This is a genomic window from Aestuariispira insulae (assembly GCF_003385955.1).
Classification (GTDB): Bacteria; Pseudomonadota; Alphaproteobacteria; order UBA8366; family Aestuariispiraceae; genus Aestuariispira; species Aestuariispira insulae.
The window spans coordinates 112,260-131,393 of sequence record NZ_QRDW01000006.1; the positions used below are offsets into that span (position 1 = coordinate 112,260).

At 56.6% G+C, this 19,134-nt stretch carries 17 protein-coding genes; 12 read left to right on the forward strand and 5 right to left on the reverse strand.

Going from position 1 to position 19,134, the window contains the following annotated elements; genetic code table 11:
* Positions 1 to 29: 29 nt before the first annotated feature.
* A complete protein-coding gene (locus DFP90_RS15050; protein WP_115937330.1) occupies positions 30 to 428 on the reverse strand; it encodes a helix-turn-helix domain-containing protein in 399 nt (132 codons plus the stop codon).
* A 340-nt stretch (positions 429 to 768) separates the two neighbouring features.
* Here DFP90_RS15050 and ffh point away from each other — a divergent pair, with 340 nt between their 5' ends.
* From ffh to gcvA, 9 genes are all read left to right on the forward strand, one after another.
* Entirely contained in the window at positions 769 to 2,142 is a 1,374-nt protein-coding gene (gene ffh, locus DFP90_RS15055) for a signal recognition particle protein (protein ID WP_115937331.1), read from the forward strand.
* 68 nt (positions 2,143 to 2,210) lie between these two features.
* Entirely contained in the window at positions 2,211 to 2,624 is a 414-nt protein-coding gene (rpsP, locus tag DFP90_RS15060; RefSeq protein WP_115937332.1) for a 30S ribosomal protein S16, read from the forward strand.
* A 40-nt stretch (positions 2,625 to 2,664) separates the two neighbouring features.
* Positions 2,665 to 3,207, forward strand: a complete 543-nt coding sequence (rimM, locus tag DFP90_RS15065; protein ID WP_115937333.1) for a ribosome maturation factor RimM — start codon at positions 2,665 to 2,667, stop codon at positions 3,205 to 3,207.
* On the forward strand, positions 3,204 to 3,908 hold the full coding sequence (gene trmD, locus DFP90_RS15070; RefSeq protein WP_115937334.1) for a tRNA (guanosine(37)-N1)-methyltransferase TrmD: 705 nt from the start codon (positions 3,204 to 3,206) through the stop codon (positions 3,906 to 3,908). The genes rimM and trmD overlap by 4 nt, the downstream gene beginning before the upstream one ends.
* 62 nt (positions 3,909 to 3,970) lie before the next feature.
* A complete protein-coding gene (gene rplS, locus DFP90_RS15075; protein ID WP_115937335.1) occupies positions 3,971 to 4,351 on the forward strand; it encodes a 50S ribosomal protein L19 in 381 nt (126 codons plus the stop codon).
* Positions 4,352 to 4,578: 227 nt separating this feature from the next.
* Complete coding sequence (gene leuC, locus DFP90_RS15080) at positions 4,579 to 5,985, forward strand: 3-isopropylmalate dehydratase large subunit (protein ID WP_115937336.1); 1,407 nt, start codon at positions 4,579 to 4,581, stop codon at positions 5,983 to 5,985.
* Positions 5,985 to 6,158: a hypothetical protein gene (locus DFP90_RS22930; RefSeq protein ID WP_181905383.1), complete on the forward strand. Its 174-nt coding sequence runs from the start codon at positions 5,985 to 5,987 to the stop codon at positions 6,156 to 6,158. Before leuC ends, DFP90_RS22930 begins: the two co-directional genes overlap by 1 nt.
* A gap of 15 nt (positions 6,159 to 6,173) precedes the next feature.
* Positions 6,174 to 6,794: a 3-isopropylmalate dehydratase small subunit gene (gene leuD, locus DFP90_RS15085; RefSeq protein WP_115937337.1), complete on the forward strand. Its 621-nt coding sequence runs from the start codon at positions 6,174 to 6,176 to the stop codon at positions 6,792 to 6,794.
* 199 nt (positions 6,795 to 6,993) lie between these two features.
* A complete protein-coding gene (gcvA, locus tag DFP90_RS15090) occupies positions 6,994 to 7,902 on the forward strand; it encodes a transcriptional regulator GcvA (protein ID WP_115937338.1) in 909 nt (302 codons plus the stop codon).
* 36 nt (positions 7,903 to 7,938) lie between these two features.
* Here the strand turns inward: gcvA and DFP90_RS15095 are convergent, their stop codons facing one another.
* A complete protein-coding gene (locus DFP90_RS15095) occupies positions 7,939 to 10,044 on the reverse strand; it encodes a methyl-accepting chemotaxis protein (protein WP_115937339.1) in 2,106 nt (701 codons plus the stop codon).
* A 173-nt stretch (positions 10,045 to 10,217) separates the two neighbouring features.
* On the reverse strand, positions 10,218 to 10,670 hold the full coding sequence (locus DFP90_RS15100) for a hypothetical protein (RefSeq protein WP_115937340.1): 453 nt from the start codon (positions 10,668 to 10,670) through the stop codon (positions 10,218 to 10,220).
* 281 nt (positions 10,671 to 10,951) lie between these two features.
* Here DFP90_RS15100 and leuB point away from each other — a divergent pair, with 281 nt between their 5' ends.
* The 3 genes from leuB to DFP90_RS15115 all read left to right on the forward strand — a co-directional run bounded on the left by leuB (position 10,952) and on the right by DFP90_RS15115 (position 15,014).
* Positions 10,952 to 12,064 (forward strand): 3-isopropylmalate dehydrogenase, encoded by a 1,113-nt coding sequence (gene leuB / locus DFP90_RS15105; protein ID WP_115937341.1) that lies wholly within the window; start codon positions 10,952 to 10,954, stop codon positions 12,062 to 12,064.
* Between the two features lie 403 nt (positions 12,065 to 12,467).
* Positions 12,468 to 13,484: an aspartate-semialdehyde dehydrogenase gene (locus tag DFP90_RS15110; protein WP_115937342.1), complete on the forward strand. Its 1,017-nt coding sequence runs from the start codon at positions 12,468 to 12,470 to the stop codon at positions 13,482 to 13,484.
* Between the two features lie 60 nt (positions 13,485 to 13,544).
* Positions 13,545 to 15,014, forward strand: coding sequence for a tetratricopeptide repeat protein (locus DFP90_RS15115; RefSeq protein ID WP_115937343.1), 1,470 nt, complete (start codon positions 13,545 to 13,547; stop codon positions 15,012 to 15,014).
* 49 nt (positions 15,015 to 15,063) lie between these two features.
* Here DFP90_RS15115 and DFP90_RS15120 read toward each other — a convergent pair whose 3' ends face one another.
* On the reverse strand, positions 15,064 to 17,469 hold the full coding sequence (locus DFP90_RS15120) for a YbcC family protein (RefSeq protein WP_115937344.1): 2,406 nt from the start codon (positions 17,467 to 17,469) through the stop codon (positions 15,064 to 15,066).
* Position 17,470: 1 nt separating this feature from the next.
* Positions 17,471 to 19,057: a proton-conducting transporter transmembrane domain-containing protein gene (locus tag DFP90_RS15125; RefSeq protein WP_245957087.1), complete on the reverse strand. Its 1,587-nt coding sequence runs from the start codon at positions 19,055 to 19,057 to the stop codon at positions 17,471 to 17,473.
* Between the last annotated feature and the right edge of the window lie 77 nt (positions 19,058 to 19,134).

Here is a 19,134-nt window from a genome sequence, read left to right on the forward strand (position 1 = left end):
GGAGCCGCCATCCTTTCTTGATCCTTCGATCAATCACTGGCGATGGTTCGGACAAGTTCCAACAATTCCCTTCGCGCCGCACCATCATGCATGCGGACATAGTTATCCACCAAGCGCGTCAGCTCATCCAGGCGGGGCTGCTCTGCATTGTCCACATAAGCGCGCTCATCCACCTCCGACAGGCCTTCAAAAAATCTCTCGACTTTCACATTAAGATACTTGCCAAAGGAATAGAGCATCCCGGCGGAGACCCGGTTTTCACCATTTTCATATTTGCGGATCTGTTTGAAACTAATGCCGGCGGTCGCCCCCAACTCCTGCTGGGTGACTCGTTTTTCTTTTCGAAGGGCGCGAATCTGCCGCCCGACATGCCTGTCGATATCATTGGGGCGCCGACCGCCGCTTTGATTGCCGTTACAGTTTTCCATGGCACGGATCCTATTTTATTCTATTTGAACAGGCAATCTGATCTCTGCCCGGGGAACAGGATTATCGGCTGCCGGTGGCAATCTAGGCCTTCCCTTCTCAGGTGGATTTGAGATAAATCAGATTCTCGGAAAGAATTGTCGGCCAAATGTCGTCCTCTCCGGCGGAAATGCAGCATTTGCTTGACTCTCTTGATCCCAGCTTGTATCTACCCTTCCAAATTCAGGTCATCCAAGTGCCATTCGGTTCCGAGGAGCCCCGCCAGTCCGCGAGTTTCGCGCACTGGCGTTAAGTGCTTTGTGGCCTGTTTGTTGATTAATTCGAGAAGGCAGAGAAGCATATATGTTCGACTCGCTCACCAGCCGGCTAGGCAGCGTATTTGAAGGTCTGAAACGTCGTGGCGCCCTGAAGGAAGCCGACGTTAAGGAAGCCATGCGCGAAGTCCGACTTGCCCTGCTGGAAGCGGATGTCGCCCTGCCGGTGGTGAAAAGCTTCATTAAGACCGTCACCGATAAAGCCGTTGGCGCGGAAGTTCTGAAATCCGTGACGCCGGGCCAGCAGGTGGTCAAGATCGTCAATGATGCGCTGGTCGAAATGCTGGGGTCGGAAAATACCGGCCTTAATCTGTTGGGTGAGCCGCCGGTCGCGATCATGATGGTTGGTCTGCAGGGATCGGGTAAAACCACATCCACCGCCAAGATCGCCAAGCGCCTGACGGAAAAAGAGCGTAAGAAGGTCATGATGGCCTCCCTCGACGTGGCCCGCCCTGCCGCACAGGAACAGTTGGCTGTGCTCGGTGAGCAGGTTGAGGTCAAAACGCTGCCGATCGTTCCCGGCCAGCAGCCGGTCGATATCGCCAAACGCGCCATGCAGGCCGCCCGCCTCGGCGGTTTTGACGTGGTCATGCTCGATACAGCAGGCCGGTTGCATATTGATGATTCGCTGATGGATGAAGTGGCTGCTGTTAAGGCTGCTGCTGGTCCGTCCGAAACCATCCTGGTGGCCGACGCCATGACCGGTCAGGATGCGGTTACCGTTGCCGACAGCTTCCATAAGCGGATCGGCCTTTCCGGCATCATGCTGACCCGGATTGACGGTGACGCCCGTGGCGGTGCCGCGCTTTCCATGCGCCAGGTCACCGATTGCCCGATCAAATTCCTCGGCACCGGCGAAAAAATGGACGAGTTGGAGGAATTCCATGCCGACCGTATCGCCGGGCGCATCCTGGGCATGGGCGATGTTGTTTCCCTGGTGGAAAAAGCCGCCGAGACCATTGAGCAGGAAGAAGCCGAAGCGCTGGCCAAGAAGATGCAGAAGGGCGAATTCGACCTGGATGACATGGCCAAGCAGCTCAAGCAGATGCGCAAGATGGGCGGCATGGAAGGCCTGATGGGCATGCTGCCGGGCGTTGGCAAAATGAAACAACAGATGGCCGGCGCCAATATCGACGACAAGATGATTTTGCGTCAGGAGGCGATCATTTCCTCCATGACCAAGAAAGAACGCCAGAACCCGAAAGTGATCCATGCTTCCCGTAAGAAGCGCATCGCTGCCGGTTCTGGAACCAGCGTCCAGGACGTCAACAAACTGCTGAAACAGCATCTGATGATGTCCAAGATGATGAAAAAGGTAAGCAAGTTGGGCAAGAAAGGCTTCATGCGATCGCTCGGTAACATGATGCCGCCCAATATGATGCCGCCGGGCGGCATGCGTTAAGCATTCCCCGGCAAGCCCCGAGATTTTAATTTAAGTATTCGACGATTTTGTAAACTGGAGACTAGACTATGAGCTTGAAAATTCGTCTCGCACGTGGCGGCGCCAAAAAGCGTCCTTACTACCGGATCGTGGTTGCGGATTCCCGCTCCCCGCGTGATGGCCGCTACATCGAGAAAGTGGGTACCCATAACCCGATGGTTGCCAAAGACCACGCTGAACGCGTTGTTCTGAACGAAGAGCGGATCAAACATTGGCTGTCCGTTGGCGCCCAGCCGACCGACCGCGTTGCCCGTTTCCTGGCCGCTGCCGACCTGGTTGGTGAGCGTACCTTCAACGAGCAGCCGAAGAAATCCCAGCCGTCTGCAAAGACCCTGGAGCGGATCCGCGAGAAAGAAGAAAAAGCCCGCGAAGCTGCTGAAGCCGCTGCTGCCGCAGCTGCAGAAGCTGCTGAAGCTCCGGCTGAAGAAGCCGCTGAAGCCTAAGGCTCTCAGCGCTTTCCTCTGATTGGATGGATCGACGGTTATGAAGAACCAACTCTGCCTCGGCGTGATAACGGGCGCACATGGCATACGTGGCCAGGTTCGGGTGAAAAGCTTCACGGAAGCGCCCGAACAGCTGACCGCGTACGGCCCGCTGTCTGATGAATCCGGCGAGCAGACCTTCAAACTGAAAATCACCGGCCAGAGCAAGGGCAGCCTGATTGTCAGCATCAAGGGGATCAACGACCGCAACCTTGCGGAAGACCTCAAGGGCACAGAACTCTACATTGACCGGGACAAGCTGCCTGCAGCCAATACCGAAGATGATGAATTCTACCATGCGGACCTGATCGGCCTGAAGGCGGAAACCGTGGAAGGCGCCGGTTACGGCACTATCAAGGCGGTCCACAATTTCGGTGCCGGCGACATCCTGGATATCAACCTGATCGATGGTGGTGCAGAAATGCTCCCCTTTGATAAGGAAACCGTTCTGGAGGTCGATCTGGAAAATGGCCGCCTGGTCATCAATCCACCGGTCATGGTTGTTGCTTCCGAAGATGCAGAAAGCCAGGGAGAGGCCTCATGACCGCCCCCTGGCAGGCAAAGATACTCACCCTTTTCCCGGAAATGTTTCCGGGTTCATTGGGCCAATCCATTCCCGGTCGCGCTTTGAATGCGGGTATCTGGGAATTGGAAACGGTGCAGATTCGTGACTTTGCCACCGACAAACATAAAAGCGTGGATGACACGCCGTTTGGCGGCGGTGCCGGCATGGTGATGCGGCCCGATGTGGTGGATGCGGCCATCGGCTCGGTTGAAGAAACCGGCTGTCCTGTTGTTTACCTGAGCCCGCGCGGCCAGGTCTTCAATCAGGAACTGGCAAGTGAACTGGCCGAAGGCCCGGGGGTCACCCTGGTCTGTGGCCGATATGAAGGCATCGACCAACGGGTTCTGGACAAGCGCCAGGTGCGTGAGATCAGCCTGGGTGATTTTGTCCTGTCCGGCGGCGAGCCCGCGGCCCTGGCCCTGCTGGATGCCGTTGTCCGTTTGTTGCCGGGTGCGCTTGGTGCCAATGAGTCCTTGAACGAGGAAAGCTTCAGCAGCGGATTGCTTGAATATCCGCATTATACCAGGCCTGCACAATGGGAAGGCCGGGATGTCCCGGAAATCCTACTGAGCGGCCATCATGAGAAGATCAGCGCCTGGCGCCTGGCGGAAGCAGAGAAAGTGACGCGCGAACGCCGCCCCGATCTCTGGAAACGCTATGAGTCAGGCATGAACCGTTAGGCCTCTGGCCCCGTTATCGGGTGTATGCCTGCTAGTCATTTGAGTGAAGAAGGACTGGAACTATGAACATTATCGAACAGCTCGAAAAAGAGCAGATTGAAAAACGCACCCCGGAAGGCGGTCACCCGGAATTCCAGGCTGGTGACACCGTCCGCGTCAACGTGAAGGTTGTCGAGGGCAACCGTGAGCGTGTGCAGGCATTTGAAGGCGTTTGCATCGGCCGCAAAAATGCCGGCCTGAACAGCTCTTTCACCGTACGCAAGCTGTCCTACGGCGAAGGCGTTGAGCGTGTATTCCCGCTCTACAGCCCGCGTCTGGATTCCGTTGAAGTCATTCGCCGCGGTAAAGTCCGTCGCGCGAAACTGTACTACCTGCGTGGTCGTACCGGTAAATCCGCACGTATCGCAGAACGTCGCGACACCAAAAAAGCGTCTGCCGAATAAGCAACGCTTGACCGGGCAGAAAGGGACTTGTTCCCGAAAGCCCGATAGTATCCAGCCCTCGCGTCTGGTACACAGTCGCTTCACGATTATCCGCAAAGGCAGACCCTGTGCTGCCTTTGCGGAAGCGTGTCCGGGTTGTTTACGTCCCCAGCCGGAAAACCAAAATCAACCGGCCGGAACCTTATAATCCAAGGGGACATTGGTCAGGAATTCAGGAGAGGAAGAACATGGGCTCACCCCGTACGCTCTTTGACAAGATCTGGGACTCTCATGTGGTCGACGTGCAGGAAGACGGAACCTGCCTGCTTTATATCGATCGCCACATGGTTCACGAAGTCACCAGCCCACAGGCATTTGAAGGGCTGCGGAATGCGGGCCGTCCGGTCCGGCGCACGGGTCAGACGCTGGCGGTTGCCGACCATAACGTTCCCACCGAAGGGCGCGACAAGGGTATTGCGGATGAAGAGAGCCGCACCCAGGTTGAGACGCTGGCCGCCAACTGTGCGGAATTTGGTGTTCCCTATCTTGAAATGAATGATATCCGCCAGGGTATTGTGCATATTGTCGGCCCGGAACAGGGTTTCACCCTGCCCGGCATGACCATTGTCTGCGGTGATTCCCACACCGCCACCCATGGTGCTTTTGGCTCGCTTGCCTTTGGTATCGGCACCTCCGAGGTAGAACATGTTCTGGCCACCCAGACCCTGCTGCAAAAGCCTGCCAAAAACATGCGCATCACCGTTGAAGGGCCGCTGCGTCCGGGCCTGACCGCCAAGGATCTGACGCTTGCCATCATCGGCAAGATCGGTACCGCGGGCGGAACCGGTTATGTCATCGAATATGCCGGCGAAGCCATCATGGCGCTTTCCATGGAGGGCCGCATGACGGTCTGCAACATGGCCATCGAAGGCGGCGCACGTGCCGGCCTGATTGCACCGGACCAGACCACCTTTGATTACGTCAAGGGCCGCCCGATGGCACCTGAGGGTGCCGATTGGGACAAGGCCGTGGAATATTGGTCCTCCCTGCCTTCGGATGAAGGCGCGGCATATGATGTTGAAATCAAGCTGCACACCGACGAAATCGCACCGCAGGTCACCTGGGGCACCAGCCCTGAAGACGTGATTGCCGTCACAGAGAATGTGCCAAATCCGGCCGACATCAACGACAAGAACAAAGCTGCCGCCGTACAGCGCGCCCTGGATTACATGGGCCTGACCGCCGGTCAGCCGATGACCGACGTCAAGATCGACACGGTCTTCATCGGATCCTGCACCAACGGCCGGATCGAAGATTTACGCGAAGTGGCAGCCATCGCCAAGGGCCGCAAGGTCGCAGAAGGCGTACGCACCCTGATCGTACCGGGTTCCGGCCTGGTCAAGCGCCAGGCAGAAGAAGAAGGCCTGGACAAAATCTTCAAAGAAGCAGGCTTTGACTGGCGTGAGCCAGGCTGTTCCATGTGCCTGGCCATGAATGCCGACAAACTGGCACCGGGCGAACGTTGCGCCTCCACCTCGAACCGCAATTTCGAAGGCCGTCAGGGCCGTGGCGGCCGAACCCATCTGGTCAGCCCAGGCATGGCAGCCGCCGCCGCGATCAAAGGCCATTTGGCCGACGTGCGGGAGTTCCTGTAATGCGTATGGCAACCAAACAGCAGGAAGGAGACTGGCTGAGCAATCTGCTTGGTCGGGATCTGACCGTCAATGGCTGGCAGGTGGATATCGCCGTGCCCGCCAATGATGATGAAGAATTTGACTTTGAGGACGCCATGGAATGGCTCGACCTCAAAGGCCTGAAAATTCGTTGAGGGGAGGCCAAAGCCATGCAGAAATTCACCCAACTGACCGGCATTGCCGCACCGCTGGACTTGATCAATATCGACACCGATATGATCATCCCGAAACAGTTCCTGAAAACCATCCATCGCACGGGTTTAGGCAAAAACCTGTTCGACGAGATGCGTTATGACGACAATGGCCAGCCCATTGCCGACTTCGTATTGAACAAAGAACCCTACACAGCCGCACAGATCCTGGTTGCAGGTGACAATTTCGGTTGCGGTTCTTCCCGTGAGCACGCACCCTGGGCGCTCCTGGATTTTGGTATCCGCTGCGTGATCGCGCCCAGCTTTGCCGATATTTTCTACAATAACTGCTTCAAGAACGGCATCCTGCCGATCAAACTTCCGCGTGAAACCGTGGACCAGTTGATGGAAAAGGCGGAACGTGGTGGCAATGCCATGTTCACGATTGATCTGGAAAATCAGGACGTGGTTGATCCGGACGGCAACAAGCATGCTTTTGAGGTAGATGAATTCCGCCGCCATTGCCTGCTCAACGGCCTGGATGACATTGCGCTGACCCTTCAGAAAGATGAGAAAATCACATCCTACGAAGGCAAACGTGCCGATGAAGCCCCTTGGGTTGCCCTGCAACAGGGGTAATGTATCCGGAGCCATCCGATATATTTGCAAAAACGGTCGGACTTTCCGGCCGTTTTTTTTTGCCCCAAGAGGCTAACAGGAACCTGCCAGCTACCATATATTGAAAAAAACCGCGACAAACACCACTCATTTAGAGTAAACTGGTGCCAGAAAGATCGCATTCCGGCGATTTCCTGACAAGAACCACCGGACTTGGATCATGAGTTTTCCTGATAATAAACTACCATCCCTGAAGGGCCTGAGGGCGGTCGAATCCGTTAATCGCTTGGGCAGTTTCACAGCCGCCGCCGCCGAGTTGGCGGTGACCCAGGGCGCGATCAGCCGCCTGGTAAGCGGTGTGGAACAGGATCTTGGCGTCAAACTGTTTGAACGCTCCGGGCCGAAATTCACCACCACAGAGGCCGGTGCCCGCTATGCCGATGCGCTGGGCGAGGCTTTCCAGCTTCTGGGGGCTGCAACACGTTCCGTCTCGGAGCAATCGGTTGCAGACAGGCTGACCATATCGGTCCCGCCTTCCTTTGCCGCAAAGTGGCTGACCCCACGCCTGGGCGCCTTTCTGGCCCTTTGTCCCAAGGCGGATCTCCGGATCAGCATATCGCAACAGCCGAGCGATTTTGATGATGGTGTGGATCTGTCGATTCTCCATGGTTTGGGCAATTGGCCGGACATGCATTGCCAGCTTTTGATGTCGGAAACCCTCTTTCCTGTCTGCAGCCCCGATTTCGTGACACGGCATGGACCGATGGCAACCATTCAGAATCTGGAAGGCAAACCCCTATTGCAAGCCAAGGGTCCGGAAAGTTGGCAGGATTGGATCAGTTTCGCCGCCTCGCAGCCGGTCAATATTGACGCCTGTTCCGGTACTTTCTTCAATGACGGTATTTCGCTCTATCAGGCCGCTGTGGATGGGCATGGCATTGCGCTCGGCCGGTCGGTTCTAGTCTCACAGGATCTGGAGGAAGGCCGGTTAATTGCGCCTTTCCGTCAGGAATTTGCATCAGCTCACGGATATTATCTGGTCTGGCCAAAGGACCGCCTGCCCCCCAAACATTTCGACCGGTTCCGTCGCTGGCTCGAGACCCAGACAAAGAAAAGCCGGGATCAATAATCCCGGCTCTTCCCTACACCTGATAGATTTGGACGATTATTCCGCCCTGATCCGGGCCAGGAAATTGTCGATCTCTTTTTTCAACTGCTGAGCCTGATCATTGAGATCATTGGCCGCCTCACTGAACTGCTGGGCCGACTGACCGGTTTGGGATGCCGACTCTTTCATGCCGTTCACATTGGCGGAAACCTCGTTGGTGCCGGCAGCCGCTTGTTGCACGCTGCTGGAGATTTCCCGGGTTGCCGCTTCCTGCTGTTCGACCGCGGCAGCAATGGTCGTGGCGATGGCATGAATAGAAGTGATGGTTTCCCCGACGCCGCGAATGGCATCGACCGTTTCACGGGTTTCCGCCTGAATGGTCGAAATTTGGGTTCCGATTTCCTGGGTCGCCTTGCCGGTCTGTGTCGCAAGCGACTTCACTTCATTGGCCACGACGGCAAACCCCTTGCCCGCCTCACCGGCACGGGCCGCCTCAATGGTGGCGTTCAACGCCAGCAGATTGGTCTGATCGGCGATATCATTGATCAGTTTGACCACTTCATCAATTCGATCTACGGCCCCGGCCAGCGACTCTACCATGCCGTTGGCGCGACCAACCTCTTCCACTGCGTTATTGGCAACACCGGCGGATTTGGAAACCTGCTGCGAGATTTCATTGATGGATGCGGACAGTTCTTCCGTTGATGCGGCCACCGTCTGGACATTCACCGAGGCTTGTTCCGCCGCCCCGGCCGCCGCCACAGCCTGCCCTTCGGATTGTTCCGCAATGGTGCTCATCTGATTAGCGGAATTTGACATCTGCCCGGAGGAGCCGGAGACATTCTCCACAACCCGACCGACGGAAGCCTGAAATTCATCTGCCAGAGCCAGCCGCGTCTTCTTCTGATCTTCGATCGCGCGCATTTCAGCTTCCGCGCGTTCAGTTTCCATCTGCTGGACTTTGGCGGCATTCTGCTTGAATTGCTCAAGAGCCTTGTTGACCTGACCCACTTCATCTCCACGGTCCTGACCGGTGATCTCAACCTCATATTGGCCATTTTGCAGCGCATTGATCACACCGATGCTCTTTTCCAGGGGCCGACGGATCAGGGTCACACTGAAAAAGACCAGGGCCCCTAAGATAATCAGCACAACAATCACGCCGCCAACGATCATTTCATTGCGAAGCGTGTTCGCATCTTCAACAATCTTGTCTTTCGGGATATTAACCACCACCGACCAGGGGGTGTTGGTGCGCGGCACTTGGACCGGTATAAACACCCGGACGAAATCACCATCTTCCTCAGTCCAGGATTCCCCTTCCTGGAGTTTGGGAATGGCATTAATGAAAGTCTGTCTGCTGCCTTCAATCTCACTGATCACCTTGCCCAACAGGCTCTGGTCCGGATAAGCCGCCCATTTCCCTTTATAGGAAATCACATAGACACTGCCAGTCTCAAACGGGGTCAGTTTGGCAAATTCGGCCGCCATGTCGTTGAGCATGATATCAACACCAGCAACGCCCAGGACCTTGCCACTCTTGTCATTAATCGGAACTGCAAAGGAGGGTAGCAATACACCGCCATCCCCCAGGTCTTCATAAAATACCGGGTCAATCACAGTCGGCCGGTTTTCCCGCCGGGGAATATTGTAATAATCATATCCCTCATCCTGGGTGGTATCCATGTCCGCCAAGCCGGTCAGATGCCATCCTTCGACACCTTTACCGTAATTGTAGAAATAGGTGGCATAGCGGCCGGTATTGGGGTCGTTCAAAACCGAGCTGTCATTCTTATAGTCAGCATCCTTGCCATCGAGCGCATTAGGTTCATACCCGGCCCAGGCCCCGGCAAGATCCTGGTTTTGCTCGAGAATTTCCTTCAGAACAGCATCATAGGCCCGGCGATCATCAACACCGCCATCTTCCTTCATGCCCTTGAAGGTCGCACCGATCACTTCCGCCACTTTCATCGCCTTATCCAGGCGTTTGGAAATCTGCTCCGCGTGATAACGCCCCAGTTCTTCAGCTTTCTCAAGGGTCAGTCTGCGGGTGATTTCGGACGCTTCCATCGACTGCCATGTAATCGCGATGGCGAGGCAGATTGAAATCACGATCCCGCTGATGATCGAAAGCTTTGCCGAAAGTGACAATTTGTTAAACATGATTTTCAAGCCCTATGATTATGTCTGCCGTCGACCGAAAAAACGGCCCGCCATCCCGGACGAACCTCCCGCTCCGGTTCCAACAGATGCAACCCGATCCAACCTTTTTACTTACCAGATAGTTAATAAACAACTAACCACATGTAACAGAAAGGTTTTTCCGGAATTTTAATTCACAAGCTAATGAATTCTATGCGGACCTGCATGCGGCCCTCCCTGAGGTGGGTCGAAATACTGTGCACCGTGAAACCGGAAAGATTCCAGCTCCGACGCATATAGACCATATCATCTAGCAGAAATTCCACCCGGTCGAGCAGCGGCGTTTGCAGACAGTCACTCTTAGTCGACGCCGTCACCGTCGCCCCCTTATCCTCCACCAGGATTGTGGTCTCATACCCCGCTGTCATGAGATGCTGATAAAGCAGGATCGCGCCGGAAGCAGCATTCATCTGTTCTTCACGGTTCGAAAAAATATTATGGAAATTCTCGATGGACCGCTGCAAATCTTCTGCGGAGATCATCTCCGCTTCTTGTTCCGATTCTTCTGTCAGATCAAAATCACCGAACAGATCAATATCATCCCCGCCCCCCGGCGCGGAATCAAACAACTCAAGATCACCAACCATGGAATACGAACCCATTGCTTGCAGCCATTTCAAGAAATCCACTTCATTTATGCAACATTAGGCTACAGTATCTGTCTTAAAAGCTCCTTAATGGTATCCGCAATCAAGAAGGCAACCCTAGTTATTCCCCCCCGGAACAGCAGTATTTTGCGCAAAAGCCGGCCTGCGTGACTGGCCAAACAGGGAAAATGTGGGTACAACCGCCGCAATCAGATTATTCTGAGCCGAATACGGCTAATCTTGAAACGAAATTACGCAAATTCTCAGGAGTGTCCCCGGTCATGGCCACCAACAAAACCCTGCTTATGCTTCCCGGTGACGGGATCGGTCCCGAAGTCTTCAACCAGGTCCGCCGGGTTGTCGACTGGATGGCCAAAAACCGCAGCATCAATTTTGACCTGAAGGAAGGCCTGGTGGGCGGCGCCTGTTATGACGTACATAAACAAGCCATCACCGACGAGACCATGCAGGATGCCCTGGATGCGGATGCGGTCCTGTTCGGCGCGGTCGGCGGCCCGCAATATGACAATGTGGAACGCCATGCGCGGCCCGAAGCCGGCCTGCTGCGCCTGCGCAAGGAAATGGATCTTTTCGCCAACCTGCGCCCGGCCGTTGTGTTTGATGCGCTGCTGGATGCCTCGACCCTGAAACCAGAAGTGATCCAGGGTCTGGACCTGATGATCGTGCGCGAACTGACCAGCGGCGTCTATTTCGGCGAGCCGCGTGGCATGCAGGATTATAATGGCGTTGAACGATGCATTGACACCCAGGCCTACACCAAAGCCGAGGTTGAACGGGTGGCCGCCGTCGCCTTTGATCTGGCCCGCAAACGCAACAGTCGGGTTCATTCGGTGGAAAAAGCCAATGTGATGGAAACCGGTATTTTCTGGCGCAAGACCGTGACCGAGCTGCATGCCAGCGGTGGTTACCAGGATATCGAGCTTGCCCATATGTATGCCGATAACTGTGCCATGCAGCTAATGAAGAACCCGAAACAGTTTGATGTGATCGTCACCGACAACCTGTTTGGCGACCTGCTTTCCGATGCGGCGGCCATGAGCACCGGCTCGCTCGGCATGCTGCCATCCGCCAGCCTGGGCGCGGCAGACGAAAACGGTCAGCGCAAGGCGCTTTACGAGCCGGTACACGGATCCGCCCCGGATATTGCCGGCCAGGACCTGGCAAACCCCAGCGCCATGCTGCTGAGTTTTGCCATGATGCTGCGCTACAGCTTCGGCCTGTTGAAAGATGCCGACATGGTTGAAAACGCCATTCAGAATGTTCTGAAATCCGGCATCCGCACCGGTGATATCATGGCCCCGGGTTGCACCCAGGTGGGCACTACCGGCATGGGGGACGCCATCCTGGCGGAACTGGACAAACTGGTCGGATAATCCGCCATCGGCTTCAGACGATAAACGGGCGCTGTTATTGCGCCCGTTTTTCATATGATGGGAAATAAAATTTCACGTTCCCGCGATAAATTGAATGGAGCCGTCATTTTTCCGCATTGCCCGCTTGATTTTTTGCAGCGCACAGCGTAGAACAGCCCCGGTTTGGTTTTGAAGGGCCTAGGATTAATGGCATTCGCAATGGACAGCATGATGATGGTTGCGCAGAAAATGCGCCACATATCCGCTGTATCCAAAACCACCACCACCAAAACCAAAACCACCAAGACCGGCAGATAGCCGCGAACCTCCGCATGTGCAGACTGAAAGCAGGCCGGGGTTCGAGAACTCCGGCTTTTTTGGTTTGTACGGTATTTTTAAACTGAGATGCAGATTGGTATGAACAATGGGATACAAGGTAGCAGTAGTCGGCGCCACGGGTAATGTGGGCCGCGAGATTCTCAAAACGATGGCCGAACGCGGCTTCCCGGCCAAGGAAGTTGTGGCCCTGGCCTCTTCCCGCTCTGTGGGCGTGGAAATCTCCTATGGCGAAGACAAGACCCTGAAATGCCAGGACCTGGCTACCTTTGATTTCACCGGCACCGACATTGTTCTCTCTTCCCCCGGCGGCAAGATCTCTGCTGAATTTTCCCCAAAGGCAGCTGCGGCCGGCGCGGTCGTGATCGACAATACCTCCCACTTCCGCATGGATCCCGAAGTGCCGCTGGTTGTGCCGGAAGTTAACCCGGAAGCACTCGAAGGCTGGCGCAAAAAAGGTATCATCGCCAACCCGAACTGCTCCACCATCCAAATGGTCGCGGCCCTAAAGCCCCTACATGAAAAATTTGGCATCAAGCGCGTGGTGGTTTCCACCTACCAGTCCGTTTCCGGCGGCGGCAAGGAAGCCATGGATGAGCTGTTCACCCAGACCCGCGCGATTTATGTGAACGATCCGATCGTGAAGGAAAAATTCACCAAGCAGATCGCCTTCAACGTGATCCCCCATATCGATGTCTTCATGGATGACGGCTCGACCAAGGAAGAATGGAAGATGGTGGTCGAAACCAAGAAGATCCTGGATCCGAAAATCAAGGTCAGCGCCACCTGTGTGCGCGTCCCGGTTTTTGTCGGCCATGCGGAAAGCATCAACATCGAATGTGAAAAGGAAATCACGACCGAATCTGCCCGCGAAGCCTTCAAGGAAGCCGACGGTGTGACCGTGGTCGATTTCCGCCAGGATGAAGGCTATGTCACCCCGGAAGAATGCGCCGGTGAAGACGCGGTCTATGTCAGCCGTATCCGCGAAGATATCTCGGTAGAGAACGGCCTGAACTTCTGGTGCGTTTCCGATAACCTGCGTAAGGGCGCTGCCCTCAACACGGTTCAGATCGCTGAAGAGCTGATCAAACGCGACCTGTTGTAATATTTGAAAAAATCGCAACCAACACTCGACCAGTGACACCGGGCCGGTTAAAGTCTTTTCATGGAAAATGAGAAGACCGAAACCGGCCCGGCTCATTCCGGCGCCCCAGAAAGCCCGCAACCGGCAGGCACCTCGCAGGTGACCGCGCGGCCGGATGGCAATGCTTTACTGCAACAGGCGATCGCCCATCATCACAAGGGCCATATCCCTGAAGCCGCCAAATTCTATCGCTCCGCCCTGAAAATCGACCCGAGCCTGGCACCGGCCTGGATCAATCTTGGCGTGCTGCTCCGGCGGGATAACAAACTTGAATCCGCCGTCATGTGCATGCGGCGCGGTCTGCAGCTATCCCCAGATGATGGCTCCAGCTGGTCCAATCTCGGCAATGCTTTGCGCGCCCTTAATCGCCTTGATGAAGCGCAGGAGGCACAGAATCGTGCCCTGGCCCTCAACCCGGAAGCCGCCCAGATCCATTACAATTGTGCGCTCATTCAGCGCGACCGGGGCTGCCTGGATGATGCCCTTCATTCCTTCCGCCGGGCGGAGATGCTGGGCTATGGCAAGCCGGAACTTGAATGGGACCGCTCCCTCACCTTGCTCTTGAAAGGTGAGCTGGAAGAGGGGTTCGAGGCATATGAGGCACGTTGGCAGTTGCCGGAGAGCCCACCGCGCCACCCATCCGTCCCGATCTGGAAAGGGGCGAAGCTGGAAGGCCAGACATTGTTGGTCAGCGCCGAACAGGGCATGGGTGACAGCCTGCAATTCTGCCGCTACCTGCCGATGATCAAGGATCTTGCCGACCGGGTGGTTTTTGAATGCCAACCGCCGCTCGCGCGTCTTCTGCGCAACAGCCCGGAAATGGAGGGGATCGAAATACTCGAGCGGGATGAAACACAACCCGTCGCGGCGCTGGAAAAACAGATCGACATGGATGCGGTCATCCCCCTGCTCAGCCTGCCAAGGATTTTGAAGACCGGCACGGACAACCTGCCCGACAAAGTGCCCTATCTTCATGCCCCCACTGAAGACGCGCCGCGGTTGAAACCCCGCACCGACGGGATCGCGCGTGTCGGTCTGGTCTGGGCCGGAAAACCCTCGCACAAAAATGACCGTAACCGGTCGGTTGGCCTGGAACGGTTCAGCACTCTGCTGGAAATGCCCAATGTACGCTTTTTCAGCTTTCAAAAGGGCGGTCCAGAAGGCCGTATCGAACAGCTGGGCCTGGAGCCAATCATACAGGATCTGTCACCGCATCTGCGTGATTTTGCCGATACGGCGGCCCTACTTGAGGATATGGATCTCCTGATTTCGGTGGATACATCCGTAGCCCATATGGCAGGTGCCCTGGCGCGCCCGGTCTGGGTCCTGCTGCCCTATGCACCGGACTGGCGTTGGCAGATCTGGCGCGATGACAGCCCCTGGTATCCCAGCATGACCCTGTTCCGGCAAACCAGCCCCGGTGACTGGACCGAGGTCTTCCAAAGAGTGCGCACCGCGCTGCGCCAGTTTATTCAGGAAAACCTGGACTAACGCAATTTGACGCCCGGCCTCTCAATCACGAGATACCAGGCGTTTTGTTTCAAGCGGCCGCTGATTGCGATGTCGCTGGCTGGTCTTTTACCGGCTCCCAGGAAAGATCCCTGTCATAGCGCCAGACCATATGGCCCTGATCATCCAACGCAAAAAGATGCAGCCATCCATTGTCGAACAGGGCTTTGACATCTTCATGCTGTTTCAGAATACGGTTCATGGCATCGCGAGGGGCCTCAATACAAACAGTCAGCCTCAGCGGATCATGGATAAAACGGCTGCCGTCATGGACCGACTGCCAGGGCAGCCCCGCCCGGAGCGAACCGCCATTCCCCTCCACCACACCAATGCCGCCCGTGACATTGTGCAAAAGCTTGTTCCCGCCACCAAAAACCCTTGGTGACACGGTGGAGCCGTAATATTGCAGGCTGATCCAGCTGGCCACCACGACCGGGGCGGTCATGATCAATTCCAGCACGGAGAACCCGTCATCCGCGCGCCAGTCATAATCATGCAGGAATGCACTGCCATCCAGCTTCTTGCCGGCAGTTTTCTGCCTCGGCGCCGCAATGAAAGCACTGCATCTCGCCAGGGCCCATTCCGGGCGTATTTCCGACCAGTCCCGGCTGCGTTTCAACAGGTCCTTTTCGGTTTTCGCCCCCGGCAGACGCAGCATGCGTTCGGCCCGGGATGCTTTAGCGGCCCCGTCCAGCCAGGCTTGCACTTTTACCAGCTGTTCGCCCGACGCCTTCCCGCCAAAATCATTAAACAAGGTGACCTTGTCGGTCGTGCTGTCATGCAAGGCGGCGACAAACACCGTGTCTGCCGGTATTTCAATGCCTTTGCCGACAAGCCCGGCCCTCACATCCGACTGATTCAGCAGTCCGGCCAGCAGACGGGCGCTGACATCGCCTGCATGCCCGCCGCAGGCGCCACAGTTCAAGGCACTGGCATGGGGGTTATTCTCAACAGTGGCCCCATGCCCAGCCAGAAGAACGACCGACGCAAACTCAGTGGTCAGCGACATGGCGCGCAGCACTTTTTCCGCAATCGCCAGCCTCGTTTCAAGATCCGGCATAGGATCGAAGACGGGACAGGGTGAAACCGTTTTCACACCCGCCGCGCCAAAGATGGAATCCTTGCACAGCTTGACCAGATATAGCGGCCCCGCCGCCTCGACAAAGGCAAAGGAAGAGACCGCCGCCAACTTGAAACGGCCCCATGCCCTTTTGGCCCGTGCCAGATAGCGGGCCTTCAAATCTGAGGCCTCATCCGTCTGGTCACGGCTTTCCAGTGCAGGGGAAAGCAGGACCGGCAAGCGCCGTTCCGCCTCGTCGGAGGCAAAGCCATGATGCAGGGCGGGAAGGCCGAAAAACCCCGCAAACCCCATCGTCCGGATTTTCGGATCCATGTTTTCCAACGCGCGCCGAAACACTTCGGAACGCACATCAATGCAAAAAGCGGCAATCAGGTCCGGACGTGTTTCCTGTTTCGGGGAAGTTGGCGCCGCCAAGGTTTCACCCAGCCGCCGCTGAGCCGCGATTTCCGCCGCTTCCTGGAAAATCACGTCTATTACCAGGTCCTGATTGGGTTGAAGAGGAGCGGCGTGGGCGGCGCGGGCCGCCAACCATTCGCCTGCGATCGCGTCCCCACAAAGCTCAAACAGCGCCTCTTCCCAGACAAGACGAATGGCCAGCAGATCGATCAGGACCGTGCTGCGGTCGCCTTCCAGTTCTGCCTGCCAAAGCTCATAACGTGCCAGCTGCGCCCATCCGCCCAGCGACATCAACAGCCGGTGGAAATAGGTCGGCAACTCAGCCTCCTGCAGGCCCAGCCGTTCCACAGCCCGGGTAATGGCCCCGGCGGCGGTTTGCGGCGCTTCATCCACATGTGGGGCAAACCCTTGGATCCCCAGAATACCCGGCGTCAGATCACGCGAGGCAAAAGCCCGCCATTGGTGATAGGCACCACCTTCCTTTGGCGCGCTCCACATTGCCTGCCCCGCATCAAAATAGCTGGCCGCCCAGGCCCCGATACGCTCGGCAACCAGCTCCGTACATTCAATATCCAGATGAGCCGTTGCCAACTCCGCCATTGTAGGAACCGCCCGGGGGGCTTCACTTTCCTGGCGCATCGCTGCCTTAAGGATTTCCAGAGTTTTTGGTTTTTCTTCCAGCACCGAGGCCAGCCTGGCCTTTTCAAGATCATCATCCCTGATCTGTCCCTCCGCCCATTGCCGGGCATACCAGGATCGGGGCATAGCGACCCGCGCGCCCGCCACACGGCCAAGGCGCGCACCGGCCATGGTCAGATCCACTTGCGTCTGTCCGAGATAGGGGTTGACGGCAACCGAGGATGAAAGCGGCCACATGGGCGGGATCGCCCGGCCCGCTTCTTCCGCCGCGCGAAGGCAGGCGGCCATAGCCCGGGGCGGCAGGTTCACACTGTCAAACATCTCAAATACCTCCTTCACTGCCGGCTTCAGCGCTGGGTGTGCGCTTGGCGACCCAGCCCCCCAGAAGCCGGTCAAAAACCGCTTTGACATAAAGACCGTTTGCCAGATGGACCCGAATGTCGCGGGCCGCCGGATGGCTGGACCAGGCCGGAAACATGGATTGCGCAAAAGCCACCAATCCGAAACTGATCAGCGATAGAATGATCAGCGCCCATTCCAGGGGCCGGGGGGCGGGCGGAGCCGGCAGCAGATCCTGGGTAAGCCAATAGGTGGCACTTTGCAGGGCGAAATAGCTGACCGAGGCAATCACCGCATAAAGGGCGGTTTTGACGGTCAAAGGCATCGGCGCCTCATCGGCAAAGCCCTGGGCCACCAAATAGGCAACCCCAAAAATCAGGATACCGCCCAAAGCAATGGCCTGCGGTGTTTTTTCCACCAGGCCAAAGACCAGTCCGATCACCAGATATAGACCGAAAGAGACCGTAATCGCCCTGCCGACAGCCCAAGCATTTGGGGCAGCGACAGGACCGGGCCGCCGGATCGCCGCGACATTCAACACCGCATTGCCCGCCGACAGGAACGCATGTGCCTTATAAAGGGAATGGGCCAGGATATGCAGCAGCGCCAACGGGAATAATGCCAGACCGCATTGGAAAATCATAAACCCCATCTGGGCAATGGTGGACCAGGCCAGCGAGGTTTTCACTGTGGGCTGAGTCAGCATCACCAGGCTGGCAAAAAGCGCCGTAAAGCCGCCAATGATGGCCAAAACTGCCAGAACGCTCGGATTGAGCAGCATGATGTCCGCAAACCGGATCAACAGGAAACCGCCCGCATTGATCAGCCCTGCATGCAACAGGGCGGAGACCGGGGTCGGCGTTTCCATCACTTCGGTCAACCAGCCATGGGTCGGAAACTGCGCGGATTTCAACATCGCGGCGACTGCCAGGAAACCACAGGCGACAACAGGGCCGTTGGCGGCGGCACCACTAGCGGCATTCTCAAGGATGAAGGCAATATCGCCCGTGCCGTAACCGGCCCCCAGCAACCCAACCGCAATCAACAATGACAGGTCGGAGAGCCTGGCTGTCATACGCTTCTTTCGTGCCGCGCGCCGGGCATGCATCCGGCCCGGATAGAATAACAGCAATTGGTTGAATGACAGGCTGGTGCAGATCCAGGCAAACAATAGCTGGACCAGGTTGCCGGCGGTTACCAACAGCATGACCGCCGCGATCGTCAATGATATCCAGCCGACAAACTGTGCCTGCCCCGGTTCACCGCGCAGATAGGTTCTTGAATAGCGCAGCACAATCCAGCCGACCGTCGCCACCAACAGGAGCATGGCCATGCTGAGCACATCAACACGCGATGAAAACCCAAACCCGTGAAAGGTCAGATCAAGCCCGGTTCCCGTGCCGGAAATCCCCAGCAACACTGTAGAAGCCATAGCCACAAACACGGACAGGACTGCCGCTGTTTCACAAAGCCCCGCCGCCTTGCCACCGCCAATATTCCTGAAACCAAGAGAGATTGCCGACGCAAGAAGCAGCGACAGGACCGCGCCATAGGGTAATAAATACAACACCTGATTTCCCTCTGCCTGATACCAAACTCGCGGGACCATAACAGAAGCATTTCATATTAAAAAAATCATTGTTTATT

Coding starts and splice junctions, on each gene's coding strand:
- DFP90_RS22930 (WP_181905383.1), top strand. CDS start 5,985: ATGCGTATGGCAACCAAACAGCAGGAAGGAGACTGGCTGAGCAATCTG.
- rimM (WP_115937333.1), top strand. CDS start 2,665: ATGAAGAACCAACTCTGCCTCGGCGTGATAACGGGCGCACATGGCATA.
- leuC (WP_115937336.1), top strand. CDS start 4,579: ATGGGCTCACCCCGTACGCTCTTTGACAAGATCTGGGACTCTCATGTG.
- DFP90_RS15115 (WP_115937343.1), top strand. CDS start 13,545: ATGGAAAATGAGAAGACCGAAACCGGCCCGGCTCATTCCGGCGCCCCA.
- DFP90_RS15050 (WP_115937330.1), bottom strand. CDS start 428: ATGGAAAACTGTAACGGCAATCAAAGCGGCGGTCGGCGCCCCAATGAT.
- DFP90_RS15100 (WP_115937340.1), bottom strand. CDS start 10,670: ATGGTTGGTGATCTTGAGTTGTTTGATTCCGCGCCGGGGGGCGGGGAT.
- rpsP (WP_115937332.1), top strand. CDS start 2,211: ATGAGCTTGAAAATTCGTCTCGCACGTGGCGGCGCCAAAAAGCGTCCT.
- DFP90_RS15120 (WP_115937344.1), bottom strand. CDS start 17,469: ATGTTTGACAGTGTGAACCTGCCGCCCCGGGCTATGGCCGCCTGCCTT.
- ffh (WP_115937331.1), top strand. CDS start 769: ATGTTCGACTCGCTCACCAGCCGGCTAGGCAGCGTATTTGAAGGTCTG.
- gcvA (WP_115937338.1), top strand. CDS start 6,994: ATGAGTTTTCCTGATAATAAACTACCATCCCTGAAGGGCCTGAGGGCG.
- leuD (WP_115937337.1), top strand. CDS start 6,174: ATGCAGAAATTCACCCAACTGACCGGCATTGCCGCACCGCTGGACTTG.
- DFP90_RS15110 (WP_115937342.1), top strand. CDS start 12,468: ATGGGATACAAGGTAGCAGTAGTCGGCGCCACGGGTAATGTGGGCCGC.
- leuB (WP_115937341.1), top strand. CDS start 10,952: ATGGCCACCAACAAAACCCTGCTTATGCTTCCCGGTGACGGGATCGGT.
- trmD (WP_115937334.1), top strand. CDS start 3,204: ATGACCGCCCCCTGGCAGGCAAAGATACTCACCCTTTTCCCGGAAATG.
- DFP90_RS15095 (WP_115937339.1), bottom strand. CDS start 10,044: ATGTTTAACAAATTGTCACTTTCGGCAAAGCTTTCGATCATCAGCGGG.
- rplS (WP_115937335.1), top strand. CDS start 3,971: ATGAACATTATCGAACAGCTCGAAAAAGAGCAGATTGAAAAACGCACC.